Source organism: Mycobacterium scrofulaceum, assembly GCF_002086735.1.
GTDB classification, from domain to species: Bacteria; Actinomycetota; Actinomycetes; order Mycobacteriales; family Mycobacteriaceae; genus Mycobacterium; species Mycobacterium scrofulaceum.
On sequence record NZ_MVIJ01000087.1, the window covers coordinates 1 to 11,847 of the forward strand.

Annotated in this window: 7 protein-coding genes and 1 pseudogene; 4 read left to right on the plus strand and 4 right to left on the minus strand. The window is 68.7% G+C overall.

Annotated features, from left to right (window positions below):
- The 3 genes and pseudogenes from BST44_RS27830 to BST44_RS27840 all read left to right on the plus strand — a co-directional run.
- Positions 1–191 (plus strand): annotated as a pseudogene (locus BST44_RS27830) (hypothetical protein); the annotation flags it as partial.
- 11 nt (positions 192–202) lie between these two features.
- Complete coding sequence (gene dinB / locus BST44_RS27835) at positions 203–1,408, plus strand: DNA polymerase IV (RefSeq protein ID WP_083179962.1); 1,206 nt, start codon at positions 203–205, stop codon at positions 1,406–1,408.
- A 151-nt stretch (positions 1,409–1,559) separates the two neighbouring features.
- Positions 1,560–2,318, plus strand: a complete 759-nt coding sequence (locus BST44_RS27840) for a YoaK family protein (RefSeq protein WP_083179963.1) — start codon at positions 1,560–1,562, stop codon at positions 2,316–2,318.
- 9 nt (positions 2,319–2,327) lie between these two features.
- On the opposite strand, the gene BST44_RS27845 is transcribed toward BST44_RS27840, so the two are convergent.
- Together BST44_RS27845 and BST44_RS27850 are read right to left on the minus strand one after the other, a co-directional pair.
- On the minus strand, positions 2,328–3,335 hold the full coding sequence (locus tag BST44_RS27845; protein ID WP_083179964.1) for a PHP domain-containing protein: 1,008 nt from the start codon (positions 3,333–3,335) through the stop codon (positions 2,328–2,330).
- Between the two features lie 25 nt (positions 3,336–3,360).
- Complete coding sequence (locus BST44_RS27850; RefSeq protein WP_083179965.1) at positions 3,361–3,789, minus strand: hypothetical protein; 429 nt, start codon at positions 3,787–3,789, stop codon at positions 3,361–3,363.
- A 51-nt stretch (positions 3,790–3,840) separates the two neighbouring features.
- Here BST44_RS27850 and BST44_RS27855 point away from each other — a divergent pair, with 51 nt between their 5' ends.
- Positions 3,841–4,692 (plus strand): LLM class F420-dependent oxidoreductase, encoded by an 852-nt coding sequence (locus BST44_RS27855; RefSeq protein WP_083179966.1) that lies wholly within the window; start codon positions 3,841–3,843, stop codon positions 4,690–4,692.
- Between the two features lie 354 nt (positions 4,693–5,046).
- Here BST44_RS27855 and BST44_RS27865 read toward each other — a convergent pair whose 3' ends face one another.
- Entirely contained in the window at positions 5,047–6,513 is a 1,467-nt protein-coding gene (locus BST44_RS27865; protein WP_083179968.1) for a glutamate synthase subunit beta, read from the minus strand.
- Positions 6,506–11,089, minus strand: a complete 4,584-nt coding sequence (gene gltB / locus BST44_RS27870) for a glutamate synthase large subunit (RefSeq protein WP_083179969.1) — start codon at positions 11,087–11,089, stop codon at positions 6,506–6,508. The genes BST44_RS27865 and gltB overlap by 8 nt, the downstream gene beginning before the upstream one ends.
- Positions 11,090–11,847: the final 758 nt, after the last annotated feature.

Sequence of the window (11,847 nt, forward strand, 5' to 3'; positions counted from 1 at the left end):
CCCCAGAAGCCGACCCACCCCCGCAGGATTATTGCGCTGAGCGGACCGCGATGATGCCGACACGCCGCCGCACCCGCGCCCAGGACCGCGCCGCGCGCGTGGCCACCGAACGCCGCCACAACCGCGAGGCCCGCCTAGCCCGACACGCCGGACCCGCCCCGCCCGGCGACGACGACCCACCGCCCTTCTAGTCACCACGGCTATGTTCGTGCGGTGCGAGGCCTCGATCCTGCACGCGGACCTGGATTCGTTCTACGCGTCCGTCGAACAGCGCGACGATCCGACGCTGCGCGGCCGCCCCGTGATCGTCGGGGGCGGGGTGGTGCTCGCGGCCAGCTATGAGGCCAAGGCCTACGGCGTGCGGACCGCGATGGGGGGTGCCCAGGCGCGCCGGCTGTGCCCGCACGCGGTGGTCGTGCCACCCCGGATGAGCGCGTATAGCCGCGCCAGCGACGCCGTGTTCACGGTGTTTCGCGACTGCACACCGATCGTCGAGCCGCTCTCGGTGGACGAGGCGTTTCTCGATGTCGGCGGGCTGCGCCGGGTCGCCGGGACGCCGGTACAGATCGCCACCCGGCTCCGCGCCGACGTGCGCGACCGGGTCGGCCTGCCGATCACCGTGGGCATCGCCCGGACGAAGTTCCTCGCCAAGGTCGCCAGCCAGGAGGCCAAGCCGGGCGGGCTGCTGCTGGTGCCGCCCGAGGAAGAGCTGGCCTTCCTCCACCCGCTGCCCGTGCGACGGCTGTGGGGCGTGGGCGCGAAAACGGCCGACAAACTGCACGCGCACGGGCTGGTGACCGTCGCCGACGTCGCCGAGCTGAGCGAGTCGACGCTCGTCTCGCTGCTTGGTGGCGCCATGGGCCGGCAGCTGTTCGCGCTGTCCCGCAACATCGACCGCCGCCAGGTGAGTACCGGTGTCCGTCGCCGATCCGTGGGGGCGCAACGGGCCCTCGGCCGCGCCGGCAGCACCATGTCGCCCGCCGAGGTCGACGCGGTGGTGGTCAACCTGGTCGACCGGATCACCGGCCGGATGCGCGCGGCCGGGCGGACCGGCCGCACCGTGGTGCTGCGCCTGCGGTTCGACGACTTCGGGCGAGCGACCCGGTCCCGGACCCTGCCCTGGGCGACCTCCTCGACGCAGCCGATCCTGACCGCGGCGCGCGGGCTGGTCGCCTCGGCCGGGCCCGTGATCGCGCAGCGCGGGCTGACGCTCGTCGGGTTCGCCGTGTCGGGGATCGACCGCAGCGGCGCCCAACAGCTGACGCTGCCCTTCGGCGACGACGAGAATCGGCTCGCGATCGACGCCGCGATCGACCGGGTGCGCGATCGTTACGGCAGATCGGCCCTGACGCCCGCGGTTTTGGTCGGCCGCGATCCGGGTACAGAGATGCCACACCTACCCGACTGACGGGTGTCGCGTGTGTCACCAATCACTCGCTGGCACAGCATGTTTCGATGATTTGATGTTGATTTGAATCGGCCGGGAAGCGCGCCCTGCACGTCGATCCGCTTGTTAGGGTGGCGAAGACCCCGACCGTGAAAGTGAGCGACCGAACTCCATGCCGCCGCCGCCCCGAGCCCGCGACAGCGGCCCGCCCCGCGAAGGCCTCTTGCTCGGTTACAGCGCCCTACTGGCCCTGTCCGCCGGATTCGTCAACGCGGTGGCGCTGCTGATCTTGGCACTGCCCGTCGGCAACCTGACCGCGATCACCACCCAGCTGGGCATGAACACGGCCAACCCGTGGCTGTACGAGGGCCATGTGCTCGGCGCGATCTTTCTGGGCTTCCTGACCGGAGCGACCACAGCCGGCGCGATCCTCGCGCCCACCGAGGCACTCGCGGGCCCCCGTCACGCCGTCGTGCTCTTCCTCGAGGCAGCCTTGCTCGTACTCGCCGCCGCCGGGGTCGAGGAGACCATCGTGAAGGCGCAGATCAACGCCCTGGGCGTCGAGCAGACCGCGGTGCAGGCGCTGTTCGCCGCCGCGGCCCTCGGTTTGCAAAACGGGATGACCTCCAGCTTCCGCGGCATGGCGATCCGTACCACCCATTTCACCGGAACGGTCACCGATCTCGGGCTGATACTCGGCCGCAGCCGGCTGTACGGGATCAAGAAATGGAAAGCCGCGATCCTGGCGACGACCCTGCTGCTGTTCCTCGGCGGCGGCGTGGCCGGCATCGTGTTCGGTGCCCGATTGGGGGGGTACGCGTTGCTCGTCCCGGCCGCGACGTGCGCGGCGGTGGCCGCCGCCAACCTCGCGCAGAGCGCCGGCCGCACGGAGGAACCGGTTCCCGAGCGCGCCGAGCCGGCGCAGGTCTGAGCGGCCGTCTCAATTCGAGCCCGTCCACCGCAGCAGCCGCTCGGCCGGCCAGGTGTTGACGATCCGGTCGACGGGCACGCCCACGTCCAGGGCTCGCTGCGCGCCGTAGCCGAGGAAGTCCAGCTGGCCGGGCGCGTGCGCGTCGGTGTCGATGCTGAACACGCAGCCGACGTCCAGCGCCAGCTCCAGCAGACGGGTCGGTGGGTCCCGGCGCTCGGGCCGCGAATTGATCTCCACCGCGGTGCCGTGCTCGCGGCAGGCGACGAACACCGCTTCGGCGTCGAACTTGGATTCCGGCCGGATGCCCCGGTTGCCGGATACCAGCCGTCCGGTGCAGTGGCCCAGGACGTCGGCGTGGGGATTGGAGACCGCGCGCACCATGCGCCGCGTCATCGCCGCGGCATCCATCGACAGCTTCGAGTGCACGCTGGCCACGACGACGTCGAGGCGCTCGAGCAGCTCGGGCTCCTGGTCCAGGCTGCCGTCCTCGAGGATGTCGACCTCGATCCCGGTGAGGATGCGCATCGGCGCGAACTGCTCGCGCAGCTTGTCGATGACGCCGAGCTGTGCGCGCAACCGCTCCGGTGAGAGCCCGTTGGCGATCGTCAGCCGCGGCGAGTGGTCGGTCAGCGCGCAATATTCGTGCCCGAGCGCGGCCGCGGTCGCCATCATCTCGTCGATCGGCGCCGACCCGTCCGACCAGTTCGAATGCAGGTGCAAATCCCCGCGCAACGCGGCACGGATATCGCCCCCGCCGAGATCCTCCGCGCCGGAACGCAATTCGACCAGAAGGTCGGGTTCGCGGCCCGACCAGGCCTGGTCGATGACCTTCGCGGTCTTGGGCCCGATGCCCGGCAGCGACTGCCAGCTGCTGGCCTGGCCGTGCCGCTCCCGCGCCGCCTCGTCGAGTCCCGCGATGATGTCGGCGGCGTTGCGGTAGGCCATCACGCGCCGGGGATCGTGGCGGCTGCGGTCCTTGTAGTAGGCGATCTGCCGCAAGGCCTCGACGGGATCCATGGCTCCAGTGTGCCCGGCCCGACTGTCAGAACTGGCCGGCGACGAAACCGGCGAGCACGACGCCGAAGCCCCCGATCTCGCCGGCGATGAGCAACCCCATCAGGACGCCGGTCCCCGGGACGGGGTTCTCGAATTGGTTGACGGTGTCGCGCCGCGCCCCGTGCCCGATGTAGGTGAGGATCGCGCCGACGAAGAAGAAGACGACCACGGCCGCCGCGGTGAGGTTGACCCACGTCGGCCACGCGCTGAGCTCGACGAAGACCGCCAGCAGCAGGGTCGCAAAGGAGTAGAGCAGTGCCGCCCGGTGCGCGATGTCGACGTAGGGATGGGCGCGGTGGTCGTCGGCGGCCATGATCTGGCGGTACTTCCACACCCCGAGTGCCAGCGCAAGCAGGAAGATCAGCCCGGCCGCCAGCAGGGTGAGCTTGGTGTCGATTCCCAGGGAGTAACTCATCGCGGGCCTGAGTTTAGTTGTGCTTCATAAAGATCGACTAACGTCGATTGCATGCGATTCGCCTTCAAGACCTCACCCCAAAACACCACCTGGGCGGACATGCTGGCCGTCTGGCAGGCCGCCGACGACATCGACGTCTACGAGTCCGGGTGGACCTTCGACCACTTCTACCCGATCTTCTCCGACAGCAGCGGGCCCTGCCTGGAGGGCTGGACGACGCTGACCGCGCTGGCCCAGGCGACCAAGCGGTTGCGGCTGGGCACACTGGTCACCGGCATCCACTACCGGCACCCCGCCGTGCTGGCCAACATGGCCGCCGCGCTCGACATCATCTCGAACGGGCGGCTCGAGCTGGGCATCGGCGCCGGCTGGAACGAGGAAGAGTCCGGCGCCTACGGCATCGAGCTGGGCAGCATCCGGGAGCGCTTCGACCGATTCGAGGAGGCGTGCCAGGTGCTGACCAGCCTGCTCAGCCAGGACACCACCGACTTCGACGGCAAGTACTTCCAGCTCAAGGGCGCCCGCAACGAGCCCAAGGGCGTGCAGCGCCCCCACCCGCCGATCTGCATCGGCGGCAGCGGCGAGAAACGAACGCTGCCGATCACCGCGCGCTACGCACAGCACTGGAACTTCGTCGGCGGCCCGCCCGAGGAGTTCGCGCGCAAGCGCGACGTGCTGGCGGCGGAGTGCACAAAGATCGGGCGCGACCCGAAGGAGATCACGCTGTCCGCCCACCTCCGGCTCGACGGGGCCCGCAACCACCAGGAGGTCATCGAGCAGGCGGGCGGGCTGGCCGCCGAGGGACTCGACCTGGGCATCGTGTACATCAACCCGCCCCACGACCCGGCCGTCCTGGAGCCGCTGGCCGAGGCGATCCGCGATTCGGGGTTGCTGGACCGCTGAACGGCGAGCGCCCACCCCGATCACGTTTGAGCAAACCCCCCGGGCGGCCGCGCGCGGCGGCATCGGGGTGGTCACACCCCAAAGAGCAGCAGATCCTCGGCGGTAACCAGACGTTCATGCTTGGCGGGAAACTCACGGCTTTTCACCGGGTGACGCAGCCAGGACCAGGCCATTCGCCCCATCCGCGATCGAGGTAATGGATTCATATGCACAGTGACCACTCCTGCGACGGTCTGTTCAGCCGGGGCCTCTGTGGCATGAAGCCCACAGCGGTCCATTAGACACCTGCACCCTGGCAAACACTGGCAGACGCGCCGCAAGAATCGCGGCGTGTTTCTGGTGTGACTGGTGTGATTACTGAAGTGGGACCGCGGTGGGTTTGACCGGCGCGGGCAGCGCCGTCACACCCATCAGGTACCGGTCCACACCCGCGGCCGCGGCACGACCTTCAGCTATCGCCCACACGATCAACGACTGGCCACGGCCCATGTCCCCGGCGACGAACACCCCGGGCACCGACGTGTCGAAGTCGGCACCGCGCGCGACGTTGCCACGGTCGGTGAATTTGACCTCGAGGTCGGTGAGCAGGCCTTCCTTCTCCGGACCGACGAACCCCATGGCCAGCAACACCAGATCGGCCTCGAGTTCGAAGTCGGAGCCCTCGACCTTGACGAACTTGCCGTCCTGCATGGTGACCTCGTGCGCCTTGAGCGCCGTCACGCGGCCGTCCTCGCCGATGAACTGCTCGGTGTTCACCGAGAACACCCGCTCGCCACCCTCCTCGTGCGCCGACGACACCCGGTACATCAGCGGGTAGGTCGGCCACGGGGTGGACTCGGCACGGTTCTCCGGCGGGCGAGGCATGATCTCGAATTGGTGCACGACGGTGGCGCCTTGCCGGTGCGCGGTGCCCAGGCAGTCCGCCCCGGTGTCGCCGCCGCCAATGATGACGACCTTCTTGCCCTTGGCGGTGATCGGCGGCTCCCCGTCGGGCCCCAGGACGTCGTCACCCTCCTGCACCCGGTTGCCCCACGGAAGGTATTCCATCGCCTGGTGGATCCCGTCCAGCTCCCGGCCGGGAACGGGCAGGTCCCGCCCGGCGGTCGCGCCGCCGGCGAGCACCACCGCGTCGAAGTCGGCGCGCAGCTGTTCGGCGGTGATGTCCACCCCGACGTTGACACCGGCGCGGAATTCGGTTCCCTCGGCCCGCATCTGGTCCAGGCGCCGGTCCAGGACCCGCTTTTCCATCTTGAATTCCGGGATGCCGTAACGCAGCAGGCCGCCGATGCGATCCGCGCGCTCGAAAACGGTGACCGTGTGGCCGGCTCGGGTCAGCTGCTGGGCGGCGGCGAGACCGGCCGGGCCCGAACCCACCACCGCGACCTTCTTCCCGGTCAGCTTGTCCGGGGGCAGCGGCGCCACGAAGCCTTCCTCGAAGGCCCGGTCGATGATCTCCAGTTCGATCTGCTTGATCGTCACCGGATCCTGGTTGATGCCGAGCACGCACGCCGGCTCACACGGCGCCGGGCACAGCCGGCCGGTGAAGTCCGGGAAGTTGTTGGTGGCGTGCAGCCGCTCGATGGCGTCGCGCCAACGCCCCCGGCGCACCAGGTCGTTCCATTCCGGGATCAGGTTGCCCAACGGGCAACCGTTGTGGCAGAACGGGATACCGCAATCCATGCACCGGGTCGCCTGCTCGCGCAGGGTGCCTTCGTCGAAGTCCTCGTAAACCTCGTGCCAGTCTTTGAGCCGGAGCGGGACAGGCCGGCGCTTCGGCAGTTCCCGGTGCGTGTACTTCAGGAAGCCGCTCGGGTCAGCCATGCGCGGCCGCCATGATCGCCTTGTCCACGTCGACGCCGTCGCGCTCGGCTTCGGCGATCGCCTGCAGGACCTTCTTGTAGTCGCGGGGCATCACCTTGACGAAATGGCGTTGCTGGCCCCGCCAGTCGGCCAGGATCCGCTCACCGACGGCGGAATCGGTGGCGTCCACGTGAGCCTGGATGATGCCGTGCAGGAACTCGGCGTCGTCGGAATCCAGGGTCTCCATGTCGACCATCTCGATGTTGAGGTTGTCCGGCAATTCCTCGTCCGGGTCGTACACGTAAGCCACACCACCTGACATTCCCGCCGCGAAGTTGCGGCCCGTCCGGCCCAGGATGACAACCCGGCCGCCCGTCATGTATTCGCAACCGTGGTCGCCCACGCCCTCGACCACGGCGTGGGCGCCGGAGTTGCGGACGGCGAACCGCTCGCCGACCACCCCGCGCAGGAACGCCTCCCCGCTGGTCGCGCCGAACAGGATCACGTTGCCGCCGATGATGTTGTCCTCGGCCACGTAGCCCTGCGGCGCGTTGTCCGACGGCCGCACCACGATCCGGCCACCGGACAAGCCCTTGCCGACGTAGTCGTTGGCATCACCGTAGACCCGCAAGGTGATTCCCTTCGGGACGAACGCCCCGAAGCTGTTGCCCGCGGACCCGTCGAAGGTGATGTCGATGGTTCCGTCCGGAAGCCCTTGGCCGCCATAGGCTTTCGTAACCTCGTGGCCGAGCATGGTGCCCACCGTGCGGTTGACGTTGCTGATCGTGGTGGAGAAACGCACCGGCTTGCCGGAATCGAGCGCCTCCCGGCTCATCACGATCAGCTGCTGATCCAGTGCCTTGTCCAGGCCGTGGTCCTGCCTGGAGCTGCAGTACAGGTCCTGGTTCATGAACGCCGACTCGGGCTCGTGCAGCACCGGCGTGAGGTCCAGCTTGTGCGCCTTCCAGTGCGCGCGGGCCAGCGTGGTGTCCAGCGCACCCACCTGGCCGACGGCCTCGTTGAGGGTGCGGAAACCCAACTGCGCCATGTATTCCCGGACCTCTTCGGCAATGAACATGAAGAAGTTCTCGATGAACTCCGGCTTGCCGGTGAACCGCTCCCGCAGCAGCGGGTTCTGAGTGGCCACGCCCACCGGGCAGGTGTCGAGGTGGCACACCCGCATCATGATGCAGCCGGCCACCACCAGCGGCGCGGTGGCGAAGCCGAATTCCTCGGCGCCGAGCAGCGCGGCGATCATCACGTCGCGGCCCGTCTTGAGCTGGCCGTCCACCTGAACCACGATGCGGTCACGCAACCCGTTGAGCAGCAGGGTCTGTTGCGTCTCGGCCAGGCCCAGCTCCCATGGCGCGCCCGCGTGCTTCATCGACGTCAGCGGGGTCGCGCCGGTGCCACCGTCGTGACCCGAGATCAACACCACGTCGGCGTGCGCCTTGGAGACACCGGCCGCGACCGTGCCCACCCCGTTCTCCGAGACCAGCTTGACGTGCACCCGCGCCGACGGGTTGGCGTTCTTCAGGTCGTGAATCAGCTGCGCCAGGTCTTCGATCGAGTAGATGTCGTGGTGCGGCGGGGGGGAGATCAGGCCCACCCCGGGCGTGGAATGCCGGACCTCGGCCACCCACGGGTACACCTTGTGGCCCGGAAGCTGGCCGCCCTCACCGGGCTTGGCGCCCTGCGCCATCTTGATCTGAATGTCGGTGCAGTTCGTCAGGTAGTGCGACGTGACGCCGAACCGCGCCGAAGCGACCTGCTTGATCGCGCTGCGGCGCCAGTCGCCGTTCGGGTCGCGGTCGAAACGCTTGACGTCCTCGCCGCCCTCACCGCTGTTGGACCGCCCGCCCAGCCGGTTCATCGCGATGGCCAGCGTCTCGTGCGCCTCGGCCGAGATCGAGCCGTAGCTCATCGCCCCGGTGGAGAAGCGCTTGACGATCTCGCTGGCGGGCTCGACCTCTTCCAGCGGCACCGGCGGGCGCACACCGCCGCGGAACTTGAGCAGGCCGCGCAGCGAGGCCATCCGCTCGCTCTGGTCGTCGACCAGGCGGGTGTAGTCCTTGAAGATCTTGTATTGCCCGGTGCGGGTCGAGTGCTGCAGCTTGAAGACCGTCTCCGGGTTGAACAGGTGGTACTCGCCCTCCCGGCGCCACTGGTACTCGCCGCCCACCTCGAGTTCGCGGTGCGCGCGCTCGTCGCGGCGGTCCAGGTAGGCCAGCCGGTGACGGGTCGCGACGTCGGCGGCGATGTCCTCCAGGGTGATCCCGCCGATCGGGCAGCTCAGCCCGGTGAAGTACTCGTCGAGCACGTCCTCGGAGATGCCGACCGCCTGGAACAGCTGTGCGCCGGTGTAGGAGGCCAGCGTCGAAATGCCCATCTTGGACATCACTTTGAGCACGCCCTTGCCGGCGGCCTTGACGTAGTTGTTCAGCGCCTGCTCGCGGTCGATTCCGTCGAGCGCCCCGCGGTCCAGCATGTCCTCGATCGACTCGAACGCCAGGTAGGGGTTGATCGCCGCCGCCCCGCACCCGATCAGCATCGCCATGTGGTGCACCTCGCGGGCGTCGCCGGTCTCGACGACCAGACCCACGTGAGTGCGCGTCCGGTCGCGCACCAGGTGGTGGTGCACGCCGGAAACGGCGAGCAGCGAGGGGATGGGTGCCATCTGCTCGTCGGACTCGCGGTCAGACAAAATGATGACCCGCGCGCCGTCCTCGATCGCGGCCGACGCCTGTGCGCGTACGTCGTCGAGTGCCGCGGCCAATCCGGCGCCGCCCTCGGCGACCGGGTAAAGGCAGCGAATCACTTTGGACCGCATGCCATGCGGGCGTCCGTTGACCTCGTCATCGGGGTTGAGGTTGACCAGCTTGGCCAGCTCGTGGTTGCGCAGGATCGGTTGCTGCAAAGCGATCTGGTGGCAGGAGTGCTCGGTCGGCGTGAGCAGGTCGCGCTCGCCGCCCGTGGTGCCCTGCAAGCTGGTGACCACCTCTTCGCGGATGGCGTCCAGCGGCGGGTTGGTCACCTGCGCGAACAGCTGCTGGAAGTAGTCGTAGAGCATCCGCGGCCGCTGCGAGAGCACCGCGACCGGGGTGTCGGTGCCCATGGAGCCGATCGGCTCGGCGCCGGAGCGCACCATGGGAGACACCAGCAGGTTGAGCTCCTCGTAGGTATACCCGAATGTCAACTGCCGCTTGACGAGTCGTTCATGGGGCATCCGCACGTAGTCGCCCTGCGGCAGCTTGTCGAGGGGAACCAGGTTGCGGTCCAGCCATTCGGCGTAGGGGTGCTCGGCGGCGAGTTCGGCCTTGATCTCCTCGTCGGAGACGATGCGCCCCTGCGTGGTGTCCACCAGGAACATCCGGCCCGGCTGCAACCGCATCCGGCGGACCACCTTGGCGGGGTCGAGGTCCAGGACCCCCGCCTCGGACGCCATCACCACCAAGCCGTCTTCGGTGACCCAGATCCGGGAGGGGCGCAAGCCGTTTCGGTCCAGCACGGCGCCCACGATGGTGCCGTCGGTGAACGTGATCGACGCGGGGCCGTCCCAGGGCTCCATCAGGGACGCGTGGAATTCGTAGAACGCCCGGCGCGCCGGGTCCATCGACTCGTTGCGCTCCCAGGCCTCGGGAATCATCATCAGCACCGCGTGGGCCAGGCTGCGGCCGCCCAGGTGCAGCAGTTCGAGCGCCTCGTCGAAGCGCGCGGTGTCCGAGGCGCCCGGAGTGCAGATCGGAAACAGCTTCTCGACGTCGGCCTCCGTGCCGAAGACTTCGGTCTTGATCAATGCCTCGCGGGCCCGCATCCAGTTCTCGTTGCCCGTGACGGTGTTGATCTCGCCGTTGTGGGCCACCCGACGGAACGGGTGGGCCAGCGGCCACGACGGAAAGGTGTTGGTGGAGAACCGCGAATGCACGATGCCCAGCGCGCTGGTCATCCGATCGTCTTGCAGGTCCAGGTAAAACGCCTTGAGCTGCGGGGTGGTCAGCATGCCCTTGTAGACCAAGGTCTGACCGGAAAGGCTTGGGAAATAAACGGTTTCGCGACCGGGACCATCCTGACCCGGCCCCTTGGTGCCGAGTTCGTGCTCGGCGCGCTTGCGGACCAGATAGCAGCGCCGCTCCAGCGTCATGTCCGACGCGCCGGTGAGGAACACCTGTCGGAAGGTGGGCATCGCGTCGCGCGACAGCGCGCCCAGCGAGGAGTCGTCGATGGGCACGTTGCGCCAGCCCAGCACCGACAGGCCCTCGGCTTCGGCGATCTTCTCGACCGCGTCGCACGCGGCCGCGGCGTCCTTGGCCGACTGCGGCAAGAAGGCGATGCCGGTGGCGTAGCTTCCGGCAGGGGGCAGCCCGAAGTCGACGACCTCGCGCAGGAAGGCGTCCGGGACCTGAATGAGGATGCCGGCGCCGTCACCGCTGCGCGGCTCGGCACCCTGGGCACCGCGGTGTTCGAGGTTGAGCAGCGCGGTGATGGCCTTGTCGACGATGTCGCGGCTACGACGGCCGTGCATGTCGACGACCATGGCTACCCCGCACGAGTCGTGCTCGAACGCGGGGTTGTATAGCCCGACGCGCTTGGGCGTCATATGCACCTGACCCTTCACCTGAACGTCTTTCAGCGGCCGATAAACAGCTGCTCCGATGAGGTCCTACCCGGACGTTGCGGGCGAAGACCCCTCGGCCTGTCTCGATAGGCTGTCCCCCAGGCGGAGGTGATCCCGTTTAGGGATGCGTCCGTGCAGCGCTGAACGGTGGCCTGGAAACCGGTCTCGACAAGTCGTAAAACGATATGACAATACCCGCCTGACATGCCAACTTCGTCAAGTCTAACCGCCACCTGGCGACGCCGTAAATTTCTTGGCGAGCGACGGCCGGCACCCCGCCCGACGTGCTGCTTCCGGGCTGCAATTTTCGTCACAGCCGCGCCGCCCGCTGCGCCGCGCGGCGCCGGATTCGTCGCCTGCACGCGTTTGCTGGCGTCCCGCGCCGGCGTACCCGCCGCGGCGGCGTTGGACCCCACGATCGTGCTCAAGGGGCGGGCCAAGCCGGCGGGGCGGCCTCGCGGTGAGCGCTGCTAAGTTTGCACGGTAGCGATGCCGGGCGCGCGGGAGATACTGAGCGGATACTGGTCGGCGTCCGGCGCACGGGCCGTGGCGCTTATCACTGGCCCGGACAGCGCCGACCGATCGCCCGGCACCCGAGGAGCCCATGAACGAACGCGACGAATTCCTGCGGGACCGTCTGCAACCCCCGCCCAGCGCGCCGCCGGCGCGGCCTTCCGTTGCCCCGGCCGGTGGCGTGTCTCCGCCGGTTCCGGACGCCCCGCGCCCCACGCCCCGGCCAC